General features: G+C 64.7%; 12 protein-coding genes and 3 rRNA genes. 7 read left to right on the top strand and 8 right to left on the bottom strand.

The annotated features are described in order from the left end of the window. Nucleotides 1–73: 73 nt before the first annotated feature. A complete protein-coding gene (locus tag OIE13_RS21850; protein WP_326636878.1) occupies nt 74–727 on the bottom strand; it encodes a VC0807 family protein in 654 nt (217 codons plus the stop codon). A gap of 292 nt (nt 728–1,019) precedes the next feature. Between OIE13_RS21850 and OIE13_RS21845 the strand changes: the two genes are divergently transcribed. Continuing rightward, nucleotides 1,020–1,367 (top strand): luciferase domain-containing protein, encoded by a 348-nt coding sequence (locus OIE13_RS21845; protein ID WP_326636880.1) that lies wholly within the window; start codon nt 1,020–1,022, stop codon nt 1,365–1,367. Here OIE13_RS21845 and leuE read toward each other — a convergent pair. Then, nucleotides 1,348–2,001 carry a leucine efflux protein LeuE gene (gene leuE, locus OIE13_RS21840; RefSeq protein WP_326636882.1) on the bottom strand — a complete coding sequence of 218 codons (654 nt, stop codon included), beginning with the start codon at nt 1,999–2,001 and terminating at the stop codon, nt 1,348–1,350. The genes OIE13_RS21845 and leuE overlap by 20 nt on opposite strands. A gap of 862 nt (nt 2,002–2,863) precedes the next feature. Here leuE and OIE13_RS21835 point away from each other — a divergent pair. The 3 genes from OIE13_RS21835 to OIE13_RS21825 all read left to right on the top strand — a co-directional run bounded on the left by OIE13_RS21835 (nt 2,864) and on the right by OIE13_RS21825 (nt 6,283). Further along, nucleotides 2,864–3,667, top strand: coding sequence for a cellulose binding domain-containing protein (locus OIE13_RS21835; RefSeq protein WP_326636884.1), 804 nt, complete (start codon nt 2,864–2,866; stop codon nt 3,665–3,667). Nucleotides 3,668–3,777: 110 nt separating this feature from the next. Beyond that, a complete protein-coding gene (locus OIE13_RS21830) occupies nt 3,778–5,793 on the top strand; it encodes a carbohydrate binding domain-containing protein (protein ID WP_326636886.1) in 2,016 nt (671 codons plus the stop codon). Nucleotides 5,794–5,836: 43 nt separating this feature from the next. Continuing rightward, complete coding sequence (locus OIE13_RS21825; protein WP_326636888.1) at nt 5,837–6,283, top strand: PhzF family phenazine biosynthesis protein; 447 nt, start codon at nt 5,837–5,839, stop codon at nt 6,281–6,283. A gap of 6 nt (nt 6,284–6,289) precedes the next feature. Here the strand turns inward: OIE13_RS21825 and OIE13_RS21820 are convergent, their stop codons facing one another. Then, complete coding sequence (locus OIE13_RS21820; RefSeq protein WP_326636890.1) at nt 6,290–7,018, bottom strand: DUF6597 domain-containing transcriptional factor; 729 nt, start codon at nt 7,016–7,018, stop codon at nt 6,290–6,292. A 9-nt stretch (nt 7,019–7,027) separates the two neighbouring features. Next, nucleotides 7,028–8,248 (bottom strand): AI-2E family transporter, encoded by a 1,221-nt coding sequence (locus OIE13_RS21815; RefSeq protein WP_326828632.1) that lies wholly within the window; start codon nt 8,246–8,248, stop codon nt 7,028–7,030. A gap of 547 nt (nt 8,249–8,795) precedes the next feature. Between OIE13_RS21815 and OIE13_RS21810 the strand changes: the two genes are divergently transcribed. From OIE13_RS21810 to rrf, 3 genes are all read left to right on the top strand, one after another. Continuing rightward, nucleotides 8,796–10,319, top strand: a 16S ribosomal RNA gene (locus OIE13_RS21810). 408 nt (nt 10,320–10,727) lie between these two features. Continuing rightward, a 23S ribosomal RNA gene (locus tag OIE13_RS21805) occupies nt 10,728–13,853 on the top strand. Between the two features lie 130 nt (nt 13,854–13,983). Beyond that, nucleotides 13,984–14,100, top strand: a 5S ribosomal RNA gene (gene rrf, locus OIE13_RS21800). The 16S, 23S and 5S rRNA genes sit together here, the layout of an rRNA operon. A gap of 158 nt (nt 14,101–14,258) precedes the next feature. Here rrf and OIE13_RS21795 read toward each other — a convergent pair. From OIE13_RS21795 to OIE13_RS21780, 4 genes are all read right to left on the bottom strand, one after another. Continuing rightward, complete coding sequence (locus tag OIE13_RS21795) at nt 14,259–15,722, bottom strand: phosphodiester glycosidase family protein (RefSeq protein WP_326636894.1); 1,464 nt, start codon at nt 15,720–15,722, stop codon at nt 14,259–14,261. 599 nt (nt 15,723–16,321) lie between these two features. Continuing rightward, complete coding sequence (locus OIE13_RS21790; RefSeq protein ID WP_326636896.1) at nt 16,322–16,717, bottom strand: cupin domain-containing protein; 396 nt, start codon at nt 16,715–16,717, stop codon at nt 16,322–16,324. A gap of 9 nt (nt 16,718–16,726) precedes the next feature. Beyond that, nucleotides 16,727–18,352, bottom strand: a complete 1,626-nt coding sequence (locus tag OIE13_RS21785; RefSeq protein ID WP_326636898.1) for a PucR family transcriptional regulator — start codon at nt 18,350–18,352, stop codon at nt 16,727–16,729. 76 nt (nt 18,353–18,428) lie between these two features. Further along, the gene (locus OIE13_RS21780; RefSeq protein ID WP_326636900.1) at nt 18,429–19,193 is read right to left on the bottom strand and encodes a TetR/AcrR family transcriptional regulator; all 765 of its coding nucleotides are present in this window, start codon (nt 19,191–19,193) and stop codon (nt 18,429–18,431) included. Nucleotides 19,194–19,208 lie beyond the last annotated feature (15 nt).

The raw sequence follows: 19,208 nt of genomic DNA, 5'->3' as shown, positions 1-19,208 counted from the left end.
CCGGTCACATCATCCGAATGGCCCCCCTCATCTCCGACTTTCGTCGGGGGACCGCTGCCGGGACGGCGCGTTCCTAGGCGGGCGGGACGGCGAGGGGATCGTAGTGCAGGCGGCGTAGCACCCGGCGGAAGGCGTACAGCGAGAAGGCCACGGCCAGGCCGCTGATCACGGCCACGGCCGAGGTACGGACCAGCAGGTAGGTGCCGATCGACTCGTGGAGCTCGTGGAGCAGGAGCCAGATGCTCACCGCGGAGTTGGCCAGCAGCACGAAGGCCCACAGCAAAGTGATGCGGGCGAAGAACCGGCGGACCCGCTCGTGTTTCAGCACAGCCGACGGCAGGTGGATGTAGTCGAGGGTCAGCCGCTGCACCAGTGGGCGGTTGAGCCGGACCGAGGCGAGGAAGACCATGCTGATGCAGATCGTCCCCAGTTCGGGCTGGAGGAAGTAGAGCACCGCGCTCCCGGTCCAGAACCCGAGCAGCGCCCGGACGGTGATCGCGATGACGGCGAGGATCATCGTCCCGGGCACGGGAATCCGCCGGACCAGCCGCCACCCCACTCCCGCGTACACCCAGGTGACCGCGGCGACCAGCGCACCCCGCAGGCCGAGGACGGCCAGCGCGGCGTAGAAGACGGCCAGGGGGGCGACGACGCCCTCCAGCAGCCTCGGCGCCGCCTGTCTGGCCAGAGCGGCGAGGCGGGGGAGGACGATGGGCTGATGGCTCATGACGCTCCACGGCTGGTGCGGTGGTGGGCGCTGGACGTTCGCGCCTACCCCGGCACGACGTACGCATGCCGGGAATGTCGAGGGCGATCGCGGAGATTGCCGTCTCCGGCTGTTCACCGGCTGCTCACCGTATCTGAGCGAGGCCCACCTTCTCGTGAAAACCGCCTTTTACCAGCTCAATCGGGTATGAAGGAAGTGTGAATTATTACAATTAATGAAGAGGATCACTTTTCCGGTAACGGTTGAGAAACGGAAGCTTTCCCGATCGGCTCCGGTCCGCGACGATGAGAGCATGGCAGTGCTCAGCACGCGCGCGTCCCGCCGTTCCACCGAGGGCGTTGCGAATGTGGCGGCCCAGCTCATCGGCTGGCCCGACCTGGCGCTGAAACGCACCCGCAGGGGGCTGGGATTCCGGTCCGGAGGCAGGGAGATCGTCAGGATGTCCGGCGATCACACCGCGGAGTTGCTCCTCACCACCGACGTGATCGACCGGTGGGCCCGGGTGCTCACCGACTGCCACCGGGTCACCCCCGGCGCCGACGCCGGGTGGGTGGCCATGACCATCGAGGGCCGGGCCGACGCCGAGCTGTTCCTCTCACTCGTCAGCGTCGCGATCAAGGTCAACCAAGGGTCGCGGTAGCCAGCCTCACGCCGAAGCCGATGAAGAGCGCGCCCACGCCCGTCCGCAGTGCCGTCGACATGCCGCGGCGGGACCGGAACTGGCCGGCCAGGAACGTCCCGCCGAAGATCAGTGCAGACAGGTAGAGCACGCTGAACAGCTGGCAGATCCCGCCCAGGATCAGGAACGACAGCGCGGGGGTGCCGTAGGCGGGGTCCACGAACTGGATGAAGAACGAGACGAAGAACAGGATCGCCTTCGGGTTCATCAGGCTGATCACCAGGGCCTTGCGGAAGGGGCTCTCCGCGGTCCGCTCCGATTCCGGGGGCATCGCCCGCGCGCTCTCGGGGGAGCGCCGTGAACGCCAGGCCCCCCGCAGCATCTGGAACCCGATCCACGCCAGGTAACCCGCCCCGGCGTACTTGACGACGTTGAACAGGATCGGCGTCGACTTCAGCAACGACGCGACCCCCGCCGCGGCGAGCACCATCAGGACGGTGTCGCCGAGGAACACCCCCATGACCCCTCGGTACCCCTGGCGTATCCCACGCTGGGCGGCGGTGGTGAGTACGTACAGCGAGTTCGGGCCGGGCAGCAGGATGATGAAGAAGGCGCCGACCACATAGGTCCAGATGTCGGTGATGCCGAAGAACATGGTGGTGCTCCAGGGGGCGTTATGGGATGCATCGCTACCGTACCGCCAGGAGATTCCTTACCATTCCGCAGGTCCGATGGTCAGCGGATGGGGTCATCTCGCCGTACCGGACGCCGAAGCCGTGCCGGACGCCGAAGCCGTGCCGGGGAACGGCTGCCGGGGTGATCGCCGAGTGTTCCGTCGCGTGCCCTGTGCGCGCTTTGGACCGTTCCTGCCCGATAGGGCGGCGGCCGATGTTTTTGGGTCTTGTGGCAGGACCATGTCAAGGCTACGATCACGACAACTCTTAGGAAACTTTCCTAAAAGAAGTGTCGAATGGGGGTGCCCTTGGCTCGTGCGCCCCCTGTGACCAGATCATGAGCTGCGAAAACTCGGCGGCGTGAGCCGTCGCAACCGAAGGTCCGACCGTCCGGACGCCTCGCCCCCCAGGTTCCACGTCCATGGGAGCGATCATGCGGCGCACCTTTCCCCTCCTCGTCCTGACTGCGGTTGCAAACCCCCGCCGCGCCCTGCCCGCGCCCGGTGCTCCCGTCCCGGCCATGCTTGGCGTTCTCGTCCCGGCCATGCCCGGTGCTCCCGTCCCGGCCATGCTTGGCGCTCCCGCCCCGACCGCTCTCGGCGCCGCCGTCGCCGTGGTCCCATCCGCCGGTCGGCGATGCCCGGCGCGTGCGACGGCAGTGGCACCCACGACTCGGTGAGCCCGGCGCTCCCCGGCGTCCCACGCTGATCAACGGAACGGCCTCAGCACGGCGGGACCGCGCCCATCTCGCCGTACGGCACGCACCCACGTTCGCGCCCGCGCACCTCCCCGCGTGGCGCGGGCCGTACGGTCACACCCCCCCACAGAACGCATGAGGTTAACGTGAAATTACGCGCCATCGCTCGTTCTCTCGTCGCCCTGGCGGCCCGCGTCCTGGCGATGACGGTCGCACTACCCGCCCAGGCCGCATCCCCCACCGCTGTCTTCACCAAGGTCTCCGACTGGGGGGCCGGTTTCGAGGGCAAGTACACGATCACCAATGGTGGCACCACCACGATCAACGGCTGGTCGGTCGCCTTCGACCTGCCCGCCGGGGCCAACATCGGTTCCTTCTGGGACGCGTCGATGAGCCGGAGCGGGCAGCGCTTCACCTTCACCAACGTCGGCTGGAACGGCACCCTGGCGCCCGGCGCAACCGCGAGCTTCGGCTTCAACGGCAGCCCCGGCGGCGCCACCCCGTCCAACTGCACGCTCAACGGCGCGGCCTGCGGCGGCGGCACCAACCCCGGCACCCCGGGCGCGCCCGGTACCCCGTCGGTCACCGGCACCACCAACTCCTCGATCTCCCTGTCCGTTCGACTTCGGCGCCTCCAACATCTACACCGACACCGTCAACGCCTCCGAGGGCCTGAAGAACGCGCTGAAGGCGGCCAACGGCTGGACCGACGCGCAGGCGTACGCCCGGATGGGCATCTCCGGCATGAACGGTCTGTCCGACCAGCAGGAGCTGACCACGGTGGCGGCCTGGACCCAGATCCGAGACTGGGCCAAGTCCAAGGGCCTGACCCGCCTCGCCTACTGGGCGGTCAACCGCGACCGACCCTGCCCGGTGGCGGCGTGGTCTCCAACTGCAGCGGCATCGCTCAGTCCGACTGGGACTTCACCCGCGTCACCGCCGGCTTCTAAGCCGTGCGATCCGTACGGCCCGTACCCCACCCGGGGCGCGGGTCGTACCCCCCACGACACCCTCCTGGAAATCCTTGCGGGGTAATCGGATGCACCTCAGGAAACTCGCCGTGGCCGCCGTGCCGGCGCTCGGCGGGACGATGCTCGCCACGACACCGGCCCACGCGGCCAACATCGCGACGAACCCGGGCTTCGAGGACGGGCTGAGCGGCTGGACCTGCTCGTCCTCCTCGGGCGTGACGACCGTCTCCTCGCCCGTACACGGCGGGACCAAAGCGCTACAGGCCACCCCGGCAGGGAACGACACCGCCCGATGCCAGCAGACGGTCAGCGTCAGACCGTCCTCGGCCTACACCCTGTCGGCCTGGGTCAGGGGCGGCTACGTCTTCCTCGGCGCGACCGGAACCGGCGGGACCGACCCCAGCACCTGGGGGTCCTCGCCGTCGTCCTACACCCAGCTGTCCACCTCGTTCACCGGCGAGGTTTCCCCCTCCGCGTCCGCAGGTCTCACGGGGCGGTCTCATGGGTCGGTCTCGGGGGGTCCGGTCTCATGGGTCGGTCTCAGGGGGTCCGGTCTCACGGGGCGGGTACACCCTCTCAAGCCTGGAGTGGTTCGCGACGCGCGGTGGTCGCTCGTCGTGACGGCCTGGATCCCCAGGGTCGCCAAAACTGGCAGAGAGGTCTCGTTTTGGGGACTGGGTGGCTGGTTGGGGGTGGGGTCCGGCAGGCTAGGGGCCGTCATGGACTACGCAATTCTCACGGGGTTCATCCTCGTCACAGGTGTCGTGCTCGCCCTGGTCGCACAGTGGAAGGGCTGGCGGCCCTCACTGCTGGCCGTGCTGGGGGTCGGAATCGTCTTCAGGGTGCTCATCATGACCACCTCGGCGATGGACACCTGGCAGCCGGTCGACTTCGTGAACAGCTTCAAACCCGCCGGCGAGGCGGTCCTGAACCGTGAGGATCCCGTCCTGGGGAGCAACGGCGGCTGGCACTTCCTGCCGACCATCCCCTACGTCTATGGCTTCCTGCTCTGGCTGGGCATCCCCTGGGAGATCGGCGGGCGCCTGGTCACCGTGGTCGCCGACATCGCGCTGATCCCGCTGGTCGGCAAGCTCGCCGGAGGCTCCAAGGCGTCGTTGCGCGCCTTCCAGTACGCCTGCAACCCGCTGGCCATCCTGGTCGCCTCTGTGCACGGCCAGGTCGAGCCGGTCGCCCTGGTCTTCGGCGTCGCCGCCTTCGTCGTCGCCCGGGGGCCCGGCGACCCCGACCGGCCCGGTATCCGGACCGACGTGGTCGCGCTGGTGCGGGGCAGCGTCGCGTTCCGCGGCCTGCCCGGTGCCGTACGGCACGCCACCGGTTCCACCGGCGTGGTCCGGAGGGCGCTCACCCCGCGCCCCGGCGACCGGCAGTCCCTGCGTCGTGCCCTGTTCGCGGGGCTGCTGATGGGCCTGGCGCTCTGCGCCAAGAGCTGGCCGATCTGGCTCATCCCCGGCATGCTCCTGCTGCTGCCCACCTTCCGCGCCCGCGTCGTGGCGTTCGTGGCCACCGGCATCGCGCCGATCTTCTTCCTGGTCACCCTGCCGATCTTCGCCGGCACCTCGCTGAGCCAGATCCCCGAGGTCATTCGGGTGATCCAGGACGTTCGCCCGATCGTCGGCCAGTGGGGTTACAGCGCCATCCTCATGCACGGCGTCAACGATCTGAACCAGGCGATCGCCACCTTCGGCACCCGTCTGGTCTACGTCACCCTGCTGGTGACCGCCTTCCTGTGGCGCCGCGCCGACCCGGTCGACCTCACCACGGCGCTGCTGATCGCCTTCATGGTCGCCACTCCCAGGCTCGGCGCGCAGTACCTCCTGTGGTTCATGCCGTTCCTGGTCGCCCGTCCGACCCGTTTTGCCTGGCCGGCCATCATCGGGGTGTCCTTCTGGGCGGCGTTCGGTTACCTCTACATGACCCAGTTCGACTCCGCCACCTGGCGGAGCCTGCATGTCTTCTGGTCCCAGGGCTCCATCGTGCTCCTGCCGATCCTGGTGCTCGCGCTGCCATGGGCGCGCCGCGTCTTTAAAGCGCCTGACGCTCCCGAGGAACCACCATCCCTGAAGCCCGTTCCGGCCTCCGCCTAACCTGTCACCACTGTGATGGGTTAGGCGGTTAGGGTAGGTAGGTGTGACGAACACTGTGGAAATCCTGCGCTACACGGCCTTCACTCATGATCCCGAGGGGGGAAACCCCGCCGGGATCGTCCTCGACGCGGCCGGGCTCTCCGACCAGGAGATGCTCGCCGTCGCCGCCGAGGTCGGATACTACGAGCGGCTGAAGGCGTTGATGATCCGCGAGGACTGGACGACGGTGAACCTGTTCTGGCAGGAGAACGACGAGCGGTTCCACACCCGCAACCCGTTCCCTGTCGGGGGCGTCGTGGAGGACCCGGCCACCGGGGCCGCGGCCGCCGCCTTCGGTGGCTACCTGCGCACCATCGGCTCCGGCTCCTCGGAGTTCACGGTCATCCAGGGAGTGGCCATGGGGCGGCCCAGCACACTGAAGGTCTCGATCGCCTCGGCTGACGGCCGGAGCCGGGTGAGTGGCGGAGCGGTGGCGATGGAGATCGTCTGAATCCCCCTAGTACCCGTCGTCCGACCGTCCGATCAGCCGGCCCAAGGGCATCCCAGCCAGCCGCCGCACCTCGTTCGCCATATGGGCCTGGTCGGCGTACCCGCTGGCCACGGCGACCTCGGCCGCCGCGACGCCGCGCCTGGCCAGCCGCAGTGCCCGCTGGAACCTGACCACCCGCTGCAGCGTCTTCGGGCCGTACCCGAAAGCCCGCAGGGACCGGCGCAGAAGCTGCCGCTCACCGAGCCCCAGATCCCAGGCCACCTCCCTGACACTCCGCCCCGCCAGCAGTGCCGCGGCGATCGCCGACGCGGCGGGATCGGGTCTGGACGCCGCGCGCAGTCGTACGGCCAGAGCCCGTTGTACGACGGCGGCGACCGGCTCCGACGGACGCCCCGTGCAAGGGGCCAGCTCGGACAGTTCCCTGAGCGGTTCCAGCTCGGACAGCGGTACCCGCAGGTCACGCAGGCTGTCGAGCGGCACGCCGAACACCCCGCCCGCCGCGCCCGGCCTGAACCGGATCCCGATGTAGCGGTCGCCTGGCGACATCCGGACGGTTTTCGGGCCGGTGTCGGGACCCGCGACCTGTGCTCCCCCCGGACCCCAGATCAGATCCACACAGCCGTCGGGTACGACCAGCTGGGTCGTGCCCGTGGCCATGACGGTGGTCGCCTCATTGATCCACACGCAGGCCACCCGCGCGGCGATGCGGGAGTCCGGGGCCCACTCGCGATACATGGCCTCAGGCTACGGCGGAGGAGATCCTCTCCCGTCCTTGTCCGAGGGCTTTCCCTGATCCTGCCTGTCCGAGGGCTTTTCTTGCCCCTGTTTCTCCGAGGGTTTTTCCTGATCCTGCTTGTCCGAGGGTTTTTCCTGATCCCGCTGGTCTGAGGGCTTTTCCTGGTCCTGCCCTACCGCCGGCTGCTCGTCCTCGGGGACGTTCCCGGAGATGAGAGCGGCGGCCCACTCGCCGTCGGGATCGCTGTCGATCAGCAGCGCGCGGGCCAGCAGGCTGAGCGGGATGGCCAGCAGCGCGCCCAGCGGGCCGAGCAGGAACGTCCACAGGATGAGCGAGATGAAGGTCAGAGTCGTGGACAGGCCGACGGCGTCGCCGAGGTACTTGGGCTGTATCAGCGACTGCACCACGAAGTTGATCAATATGTAGGCGATGATCACGAAGATCATGGTTTCGAGCCCGCCTGACAGGAGGCCGAGCAGGGCGGGCGGCAGCAGTCCCAGCACGAAGCCGATGTTGGGAACGTAGTTGGTGATCAGTGCCAGCACGCCCCAGAGGAGGGGGAGCGGTACGTCGAGAATCCAGAGCGCGGCCACGTCCAGCACGGAACAGATCAGCCCGAACCCCGTCGAGACCAGAAGATAACGGCGGACCTCACGGCTGAAGTGATGAAGCGCATTGACGAGTAGGGGCCTGTGCGCCGCCCCCATGGCGAGAATCCGGGAGAACGCCTGCGCGTCCAGGCACATGGCCAGGAGCAGGACGACGATCAGAACGAAGCTGGAGAACGCCCCCACCAGCCCGCTGAGGACTTCCTGTGCAAACGCGATGATCTTTCCGGGGTAGAAGGAACTGATCGCCTCGTTTATCTGCTGTGTGCCGATGCCGAGCCTGGCCGCCAGCTGCTGGGCCTCGTGAACGAGCTGGTTGAACTGTTTGTCGTAGGTGGGCACGAGGACCGCCGTCTGTGCGATCGCCACGGTCAGGATCGCCACCATGCCCAGGAGTACCAGCAGCACGATCACCAGGGGGACGGCGACTAGTACCCACCCAGGAGCACCGTGCCTGTGGAGCCGGGTTCTGACCGGGGAGACCGCCAGCACCAGGACCAGGGCCAGCAGCATCGGTCCGACGATCGAGTCGATTTCCTTGATGCCCGCGAGGGTGACCACGGCACCTGCGGTGCAGAGAAGCACGACGAGTGCCCTGGGCAACACTCTCTGGTCCGTCATATCGAGTCTCTACCCAACGGGCGGAAAACACGTCCGCATAGGGCACGCTTCGATTTGACGGGACCCGGTGGCGTACATAGAGTTCACAGGCCCGAGGGGGTTGGCGGAGATCGCCAGAGCCTCGGGACCCTCCTTCTGATCATCTCCCTTCGTTGGGACGCGTGCGTCACGACGGCATCCGATTGGACGACAAGCGGATGTTGGAGTAAGTTAGAGGGGTTGCCCTGGAAACAGGGTGGTCGCAATCCTAGCGGATTCGGCGGGTTGGAGTCGATGGTCGGAAAATCGGCAAGTTGACACAAGCCCGGCAGATCCGATAAGATGGTGACACGGAATGGAACGCCCTGAAGTCTGGGACACCGCGAAGGCGGGTCCGCGGACGACGGTGTACGCGTCCGTTTCTTGAGAACTCAACAGTGTGTTAAAAGCCAGTGCATGAAGCACAACCCTGTCCGACCTGCCCTTTGGGGTGGGAGGACGGATTCCTTTGGTTGAACATCCATCATGTGAGATGGGTGCTTTCAGCCGGGAGCAACTGTTCAGACATTGTTTGGAGAGTTTGATCCTGGCTCAGGACGAACGCTGGCGGCGTGCTTAACACATGCAAGTCGAGCGGAAAGGCCCTTCGGGGTACTCGAGCGGCGAACGGGTGAGTAACACGTGAGTAACCTGCCCCTGACTCTGGGATAAGCCCGGGAAACTGGGTCTAATACCGGATACGACACCTCCCGGCATCGGGTGGGTGTGGAAAGTTTTTCGGTTGGGGATGGACTCGCGGCCTATCAGCTTGTTGGTGGGGTAACGGCCTACCAAGGCGACGACGGGTAGCCGGCCTGAGAGGGCGACCGGCCACACTGGGACTGAGACACGGCCCAGACTCCTACGGGAGGCAGCAGTGGGGAATATTGCGCAATGGGCGAAAGCCTGACGCAGCGACGCCGCGTGGGGGATGACGGCCTTCGGGTTGTAAACCTCTTTCAGCAGGGACGAAGTTGACGTGTACCTGCAGAAGAAGCGCCGGCTAACTACGTGCCAGCAGCCGCGGTAATACGTAGGGCGCAAGCGTTGTCCGGAATTATTGGGCGTAAAGAGCTCGTAGGTGGCTTGTCACGTCGGGTGTGAAAGCTTGGGGCTTAACTCCAGGTCTGCATTCGATACGGGCTGGCTAGAGGTAGGTAGGGGAGAACGGAATTCCTGGTGTAGCGGTGAAATGCGCAGATATCAGGAGGAACACCGGTGGCGAAGGCGGTTCTCTGGGCCTTACCTGACGCTGAGGAGCGAAAGCGTGGGGAGCGAACAGGATTAGATACCCTGGTAGTCCACGCTGTAAACGTTGGGCGCTAGGTGTGGGGACCTTCCACGGTTTCCGCGCCGTAGCTAACGCATTAAGCGCCCCGCCTGGGGAGTACGGCCGCAAGGCTAAAACTCAAAGGAATTGACGGGGGCCCGCACAAGCGGCGGAGCATGTTGCTTAATTCGACGCAACGCGAAGAACCTTACCAAGGCTTGACATCGCCCGGAAACACTCAGAGATGGGTGCCTCTTCGGACTGGGTGACAGGTGGTGCATGGCTGTCGTCAGCTCGTGTCGTGAGATGTTGGGTTAAGTCCCGCAACGAGCGCAACCCTTGTTCAATGTTGCCAGCACGCTCCTTCGGGGGTGGTGGGGACTCATTGGAGACTGCCGGGGTCAACTCGGAGGAAGGTGGGGATGACGTCAAGTCATCATGCCCCTTATGTCTTGGGCTGCAAACATGCTACAATGGCCGGTACAGAGGGTTGCGATACCGTGAGGTGGAGCGAATCCCTAAAAGCCGGTCTCAGTTCGGATTGGGGTCTGCAACTCGACCCCATGAAGTCGGAGTCGCTAGTAATCGCAGATCAGCAACGCTGCGGTGAATACGTTCCCGGGCCTTGTACACACCGCCCGTCACGTCACGAAAGTCGGCAACACCCGAAGCCCGTGGCCCAACCAGCTTGTCTGGGGGGAGCGGTCGAAGGTGGGGCTGGCGATTGGGACGAAGTCGTAACAAGGTAGCCGTACCGGAAGGTGCGGCTGGATCACCTCCTTTCTAAGGAGCATCGGCTGCGGTCGTCTTCGGGTGGTCGTGGTTCAGGTCGTGTCTGCAGGCGTATGTTCTGCACACGGCGCGCTCATTAGTGGAGCGCTGGCTATTCGGTTCGGCGGGATCGCTGATCGGTTAGTACCGCCTTGGTTCTTCGGAGCCGGGGAGTGGGAACGGCGGTTGCGGGGTTTCGCTGGGGTGAACACACTGTTGGGTCCTGAGGAAACGGACTTTGAGGTGGGCCCGCTTGCGGCGGGCTTGCTGTCTGTTTGGGCCTCATGCGGGACCGATCATCTGTCATACCGGCTCGTTCGTGGCGCACCGTGGGTGCGACCCGGGTGGGTGTTGGTGGCGGGTCTGGTCTGGTCGCTGTTTGTTGTTTGAGATTTGCATAGTGGACGCGAGCATCTTTGTGGCCAAGTTTTTTAGGGCACACGGTGGATGCCTTGGCATCAGGAGCCGATGAAGGACGTGGGAGGCTGCGTTAAGCCCCGGGGAGTCGCCAACCAGACTTTGATCCGGGGATGTCCGAATGGGGAAACCTAGCACCAGTCATGTGGTGTTGCCTCCGCCTGAATGTATAGGGCGGTTGGTGGTAACGCGGGGAAGTGAAACATCTCAGTACCCGTAGGAAGAGAAAACAAATAGTGATTCCGTGAGTAGTGGTGAGCGAAAGCGGATCAGGCTAAACCGTAGGCGTGTGATAGCCGGCAGGCGTTGCGTTTACGGGGTTGTGGGACCCTCTGGGAGGGGCTGCCGTTCCTCCGGACAGTAAGAAATCCTTTCGATAGCCGAAGCTTCTGGGAAGTGGCGCCGTAGACCGTGAGAGTCGGGTAGGCGAAATCGGTTGGACTGTTGGAGGGGATCCCAAGTAGCACGGGGCCCGAGAAATCCTGTGTGAATCTGCCAGGACCACCTGGTAAGCCTAAATACTCCCTGATGACCGATAGTGAACAAGTACCGTGAGGGAAAGGTGAAAAGCGCCCCGGTGAGGGGTCGTGAAATAGTACCTGAAACCGTGTGCCTACAAGCCGTAGGAGCGTAAACATTCTTCGGAGTGTTTGTGATGTGACTGCGTGCCTTTTGAAGAATGAGCCTGCGAGTTATGGTGTGTGGCGAGGTTAACCTGTGTGGGGGAGCCGTAGCGAAAGCGAGTCTGAATAGGGCGTTTGAGTCGCATGCTGTAGACCCGAAGCGGAGTGATCTAGGCATGGGCAGGTTGAAGCGCGGGTAAGACCGCGTGGAGGACCGAACCCACCAGGGTTGAAAACCTGGGGGATGACCTGTGTTTAGGGGTGAAAGGCCAATCAAACTCCGTGATAGCTGGTTCTCCCCGAAATGCATTTAGGTGCAGCGTTGCGTGTTTCTTGCCGGAGGTAGAGCACTGGATGGCTAATGGGCCCGACAAGGTTACTGACGTCAGCCAAACTCCGAATGCCGGTAAGTGAGAGCGCAGCAGTGAGACTGCGGGGGATAAGCTCCGTAGTCGAGAGGGAAACAGCCCAGACCACCGACTAAGGCCCCTAAGCGTGTGCTAAGTGGGAAAGGATGTGGAGTCGCAGTGACAACCAGGAGGTTGGCTTAGAAGCAGCCATCCTTGAAAGAGTGCGTAATAGCTCACTGGTCAAGTGATTCTGCGCCGACAATGTAGCGGGGCTCAAGTACACCGCCGAAGTCGTGGCATTCACACGTATACTGAGCCTTTGTGGTTTAGGTGTGTGGATGGGTAGGGGAGCGTCGTGCGGCCGGTGAAGCAGCGGAGTGATCCAGCTGTGGAGGCTGTGCGAGTGAGAATGCAGGCATGAGTAGCGAATCAGAAGTGAGAAACTTCTGCGCCGGATGACCAAGGGTTCCTGGGGCAGGCTAATCCGCCCAGGGTAAGTCGGGACCTAAGGCGAGGCCGACAGGCGTAGTCGATGGACAACGGGTTGATATTCCCGTACCCGCTACGATGCGCCAATACTGAATCCAGTGATACTAAGGGTCCTTAACCCCTCCGAGCCTTCGGGTTTGGGGTGAGGGTGAACGCCTGGCCTGAATTGGTAGTAGGTAAGCGATGGGGTGACGCAGGAAGGTAGCCCAGCCCAGGCGATGGTAGTCCTGGGGTAAGCATGTAGGGAGGATCGTAGGTAAATCCGCGGTCCATGTATCCTGAGATGTGATGCCGAGCCGATTGTGGCGAAGTGGGTGATCCTATGCTGCCGAGAAAAGCCTCTAGTGAGTGTCGTGGCGGCCCGTACCCTAAACCGACTCAGGTGGTCAGGTAGAGAATACTAAGGCGATCGGGTGAACTGTGGTTAAGGAACTCGGCAAATTGCCCCCGTAACTTCGGGAGAAGGGGGGCCTTCGCTGGTGATGAGTCTTGCACTCTGAGCTGGTGGGGGTCGCAGAGGCCAGGGGGAAGCGACTGTTTACTAAAAACACAGGTCCGTGCGAAGTCGTAAGACGATGTATACGGACTGACGCCTGCCCGGTGCTGGAACGTTAAGGGGACCGGTTAGTCGCACGTGTGTGGCGAAGCTGAGAACTTAAGCGCCAGTAAACGGCGGTGGTAACTATAACCATCCTAAGGTAGCGAAATTCCTTGTCGGGTAAGTTCCGACCTGCACGAATGGCGTAACGACTTCCCCGCTGTCTCAACCGCAGACCCGGCGAAATTGCACTACGAGTAAAGATGCTCGTTACGCGCAGCAGGACGGAAAGACCCCGGGACCTTCACTATAGCTTGACATTGGCGTTTGGAACGTCTTGTGTAGGATAGGTGGGAGACGGTGAAGCTATCACGCTAGTGGTGGTGGAGTCATTGGTGAAATACCACTCTGGTCGTTTTGAACGTCTAACTTCGGTCCGTGATCCGGATCAGGGACAGTGTCTGGTGGGTAGTTTAACTGGGGCGGTTGCCTCCTAAAGAGTAACGGAGGCGCCCAAAGGTTCCCTCAGCCTGGTTGGCAATCAGGTGTCGAGTGTAAGTGCACAAGGGAGCTTGACTGTGAGACCGACGGGTCGAGCAGGAGCGAAAGCTGGGACTAGTGATCCGGCGGTGGCATGTGGAAGCGCCGTCGCTCAACGGCTAAAAGGTACCCCGGGGATAACAGGCTGATCTTCCCCAAGAGTCCATATCGACGGGATGGTTTGGCACCTCGATGTCGGCTCGTCGCATCCTGGGGCTGGAGTAGGTCCCAAGGGTTGGGCTGTTCGCCCATTAAAGCGGCACGCGAGCTGGGTTTAGAACGTCGCGAGACAGTTCGGTCCCTATCCGCTGCGCGCGCAGGAGACTTGAAAGGAGCTGTCCCTAGTACGAGAGGACCGGGACGGACGAACCTCTGGTGTGCCAGTTGTTCCGCCAGGAGCACGGCTGGTTGGCTACGTTCGGAAGGGATAACCGCTGAAAGCATCTAAGCGGGAAGCTCGCCTTGAGATGAGGTCTCCCACCCTGTGAGGGGGTAAGGCTCCCGGTAGACGACCGGGTTGATAGGCTGGAAGTGGAAGCGCAGTAATGTGTGGAGCTGACCAGTACTAATAGGCCGAGGACTTGACCACAAAGCAACATGCTTGATCTGTGCAGCGCTCTGTCCCTTCGCCGGGTCCGGAGCAGCGCCAGATCAAGGTCTTGCCCGCGTCCACTATGCAATTCTGAAACAGCAAACAGTGTTTGTGTGTTTCATAGAGTTACGGCGGTTATGGCGAAGGGGAAACACCCGGTTACATTCCGAACCCGGAAGTTAAGCTCTTCAGCGCCGATGGTACTGCACCGGGGACGGTGTGGGAGAGTAGGTCGCCGCCGGACAATTTTTCATGTGAGGGCCCCCACCATTCGTGGTGGGGGCCTTCATGTTTTCCAGGGGAAGCCCCGAAAAGGAGGGGCTCGCTTGAGAATCAAGAACCGAGAAGTGAGAGAAGCCCCGGCCGACAAGGACCGGGGCTTCTCCGTTGAACCATTGGCTGTCAGGGCGTGATGAAGAGAGCGTCGCCCACGGTCCGCTCCGCGCCGTCCGAGGGCCGGTTGACGGGCTTGTGGCCGACGACCATCACGCTGGAGCCGCCGCCATCGAAGTTGATGGCCTGCTTGGCGCCCAGCCACCGCATCAGCTGGGCAGCCTCCACCATCGAGGCCCCCACGGAGATACCCGGGTTGCGTCCGTCGACTGTGGCCAGGATCAGCCCGCCCGACTTGTTGACACCTACCATCGTGCGTGGGTGGCGCCGGAGCATCATGTTGATCGAGGCATGTCCGTCGGCCGCCGCGGTGATGCGCACCCGGCCGTTCCGGACCAGCCCGACCCCGCCGCCCATGATGTAGGTATCCGGGGTGAGCGGTATCGCCCGCTGCGTCCGCAGGTCGATGACCTTGGTGTCCAGCTTCATCCATGTCCCCTGTGCGTGTTCCTGGAGCCAGACGGCCGCCAGGCCGGTGCCGTGGAGCACGGAGGTGCCCCGGGCGACGATGCCGCCGGCCTGGCGGACCTTGACGACCTGGCCCTGGGCGTCGATGACGACCTCGATGCCGCCGTCGGTGGCCGTCTTGCTGCCGAACTCCTCGGTGTAGAGGACGAGCTCGTCGGTTCCGGCGGCCCGGTTGATGCCGTTGACCTCGGCCTTCGTACCGTCTGAGGAGATCGCGGTGACCTGGGTCCGCAGCTCGGTGATCCGGGCCTTGCGGCCCTGGGTGATGACGAGGCCGCTGCGTCCGGGCACGGCCTCACTGAGCAGCCTGCCGCCCACCACGGAGACACCGACCGGGTCGCCCTGAAGGGCCTTGGCGGTGTGGATGTTGAAGAAGCCGCCGTTGACCCCGGCGATGGCGCCGGTCAGTTTCGACATCGAGCCGGTGCTCTCGCGCTTGGCCACGCTCTTGCCGACGCTTGTCTTGAAGGATCCCTTGAACACCTTCGAGTCGATCATCAGCACGCGCATGTCCCATGGGCCGGTGGTCTCGGTGCCGTCGTCGCCGAGATAGTCGGTCTTGGCCCGGATGCCCTGCTCCTTGAGTTCCTTCACGACCTTGTCGGCCTCGGCTCGCTTGCCGAATGACCACAGGCCGATCCTGACCATGTATCGCTCCACGGCCGGGGCGTCCGCTGCGGCGGGCTGCATGATCCGCAGGATGCTGGGAGTGAACCCCGCCGCCTCCACGGCCTCGGCGACCGTCTGAGCGGTGTCCAGGCGGCCGTTGTCGTGGCTGTTGGGCATGAGGGCGGAGACTGTCCAGCCCTGGGTGGACTTGCCGTGCTTCACGCTGAAAAGATCAATGCCCGGTGCCACACGCTGCTGGTTTTTCACCGTGGCCATGCTCACACCCAGTGGGAACGCGGAGGAGGGAAACCCCGAACTCGCCTGTTCGGCCTCAGCGGGAATCGCTGTGGCGGTGAGTGCCAGGGCCGTGAATCCGGCGACAAGACGTCGCGACATGTATATCTCTCCCCGTTGGTCTCAGAGTTCGTGCACCATCGTGCCGAGATCTACGGGGCAAGGGGAGCGAAACACGCGAAACATCCCAAGAAAGTGTCGCTACTCACGCAAGATCGTGTTGCCTGCAGGAGAATTCACCTGCCCGTGACGGTCCCGACCGGGTCAACGGTCCTGGTCAATAAGGATTAGTCCCTGGCCGTTTCGTTGCGACAGCGAGAATGCGACGCTACGGTGCAGTAGGCCGCATTTCCTCAGATCAAGCGGCACATCTTTCCGAGAGGCAGCCGTCATGGGGCTGAGCATTCTCATCGTGATCATCGCAAGCGTGATCCTCGGTGTCATCCTTGGGGCGATCCTGACGCGTCCGCGCCGCTGGGATCTCCACATCTGCGCAGATGACCCCGTTCAGATGGACATCGCATCCGACAGACACGGTTAGTGCAGACACAGTTGGTTCAAGTACGAAGTCGGTTCAGTAGGCCCGGAAAAGACAGATCACCGCACACGGTCGCCGCGGAAAGCGGTGACCGCGGTGAACGGGCGGACAGCCGTGGGTCGTACGGAACCAAGGTTCCGTACGACCCACGACCGTGATCCTGTCAGCCCATGCTGTGATACACCTTGCGCAGGGTCTCGTGGACGATCCAGACGGTCTTGGCCCCCTCGGCGAGCAGGCAGACCGAGCCGGGGACGAGTTCGAGGGCGGCACCCCCGTCGACCTCCAGCGTGGCGCGGCCGGACAGAACCACGAACATCTCGTCACGTTCCACATCGCCCACGGTCCCCGGCGTGATCTCCCAGATGCCCCGGCTCTGCTTGCCGTCCGGCGAGGACCACAGCTCGATGGACGAAACGCGCGGGGAGCCCGCCAGGATCTGGTCGGGTTCCAGCTCGTCGGGTGAGAGTTGTACGTCACCGGTGGGGACGGAGAACGCCCCGGCAGCGGTGATCATCCGGGTCAGGTCGGCGGGCTCGGGGACGAGAATCTCGGGCATGGGGACCTTTCAGGGGCGGGGATTGTCTCTCCGAAAGGATTCCAGCGCCAGAAGGGCGACATGGAGGGAGAGACAGGACTCGACATCGTCCAGATCGGTGTCGAGGACGCGTTCCAACCTGTGGAGACGGTCGTAGAAGGCGGGGCGTGACAGATGCGCTCTCTGCGCGGCGAGGGCCTTGTTACGGCCCGCGTTGAGGTAGACCCGGAGGATCCTGGTGAGATCGCCGCCGCGCTGGGCGTCGTGGGCGAGCAGCGGGCCAAGCTCGCGCTCGGCGAAGGTCTGCAGCCGGGCGTCGTCACGCAGGAGGTGGAGCAGGCCCCTCAGCCGGAGGTCGGGAAGCCGGTAGAAAGCGCGGCCGTCAGGTTGCCTGACGGCCACGTCGGCGACCTGCTCGGCCTCCAGGAAACTCCGCCGCACGTCGCGGACCGACTCGACCACGGAGCCGGCGGCGAGGACGAAGGGGGTCGTGAAGGCCCCGCGCAGGTGGTCGGCGAGCAAGGTCAGCGCGGACTCGGGGAGGACACGCGGTGGCAGGGGGAGTAGGACACCGACCCGATTCTGGTCCAGGGCGCCGATCAGGGCGGGAAGGCGGGCCTCGCGGCAGGCGGCGGCGGCCGTGTCGCCCAGCTCGGCGAGCTGGGCGAGCTGCTCCTGGCCGTCCAGCGGCTTCTCCGCCGCCTCGGTCAGACGCAGCACCACGCTCATGAGCCTGCGACCGGTGAGCGGCACGCCGACCGCGCGGGCGCGGGCCGCCGCCTCCTCCGGGTCCGCGTACGCGTGGGTCAGGATTCCGGTGATGATCGTGCCGTGTGCCTGACGTTCCAGTGACTCCTGGTGGCGTTCCAGCAGGCGGCCCAGGGCGAGGGTGGTCGCGGCGCGTTCGGCGAGCACGATGTCGCGCGGGCTGGGCTCGGTGTCGCAGAGCAGGATCAGACGGCCCCAGTCCTGCCCCCGGGCGCCGACCACGGTGACCAGCCAGCCGGAGGTCGCGTCGTAGGCGGTGCGCGGCTGGGGTGCCACCGCGCGGGAGCGGGTCTCCCAGCCGGCCAGTAGCGTGCCGGTGTCGTGCCCGGCGGTGTCGCATGCCAGGACCTGATGGGCAAGGTTCTCCAGCATCGCGGGGCGCCCGGACAGCCGGGTGACCTGGCCGAGCACCCTGGCGGGGGAGGCGCCCTCGACCGACAGCTCGGTGAAGACCTCGTGCAGTTGCTCGGAGGCGCGGAGCTCCTCCAGCTGGATGTCGATGATCCGGGCGTGCACCGACTCGGTGATCTGCACGAACGGCGTCTCCATGGCCAGGGTCACCAGGGGCAGGCCGTGCACCTCGGCGGCGTTGATCACGGCATGGGGTAACTCCCCGATGAACTTGCGGCCCAGCTCCACGATCAGCCCTGACGCGCCCACGGCGGCCAGTTCGGCGACATAGTTGGCGAGCTTGCCGGGGTCGTCAGGGAGGGCTATACCGGTGGTGAGCACGAGTTCGCCCCCGCGTAGCAGGTGGGCGATATCGGTGACCTCGCCCACGTGCACCCAGCGCACCCGGCTGTCCAACCGGTCGGCCCCCGCTACGACCTGTGGATTGCCCCGGCGGACGGTGTCCAGGGCGAGGACGTCGGCGACAGTAGGGAGCACCCACAGAGAGTATCTGATCAGATTGTAAGTACGTATGGCCCCCCATTTACATGCTGCTTACCTCCCGTCCGTGTCCTTACGACAACGGGCCCGCGACACCGTCTTCGCGGGTCGGCGCCGGAGCCTGGGCCGCGCGGTTCAGCCGGGCCTCCAGGCCGTCGAGGAGGCAGGTAAGGCCGAACTCGAAGTTGAGTGCCCTGGTGGTGTCGACGTCGATGTTCCTGAACTCGATGTAGCGGGCGGCCAGATCGGGGTGGCCGGCCGCGGCCTTCTCCACCGCCGGCTGGAGTGCCGAGTTCAGCTCGTTGGAGTCGAGGCCCGTCCGTTCCATCATGGTCCGCCAGGAGAGCTCGGGCGTGGTGACCCCGGCCACGTAGGCCATGAGCGTCGAGGCCGCGTAGTCCTGGTCGAGGCCGCGGAAGCCGGCGTGGTCGAAGGTGGCGACCAGCCGGGTCATCAGCAGTATCGCGTTGGGGCCGATGCCGGGGACGGTCCCGATGAGGTTGATCACCCAGGGGTGCGTGAAGAGTATCTGGCGCATGCTGTAGGCGAAGGAGGCCGCGGAGTTGCGCCAGGTGGTCTCCTGGACGTCCAGGACCGTGAGCTCGCCGTAGACCTCGTCGAGGACCAGTTCCAGCAGTTCGTCCTTGTTGGCCACGTGCCAGTAGATGCTGGTGGCCCCCGAGCCGAGCCTGGCGCCCAGGCGGCGCATGCTCAGCGCGTCCAGCCCTTCGCTGTCGAGCAGTGCCATCGCCTCTCGCACGATCTGGGCGCGGCCGAGCCCCGGGCTCTTGGTGGTGCGCGGCTCGCGTGTCCAGACGGAGCTGAAGTGCTGTTTCACGCTTCAAGCATAAAT

The sequence above is a fragment of the Streptosporangium sp. NBC_01810 genome, from assembly GCF_035917355.1.
Taxonomy (GTDB): Bacteria; Actinomycetota; Actinomycetes; order Streptosporangiales; family Streptosporangiaceae; genus Streptosporangium.
The sequence above is the reverse complement of the archived record's forward strand: the minus strand, read 5'-3'. Positions and strand labels throughout refer to the sequence as shown.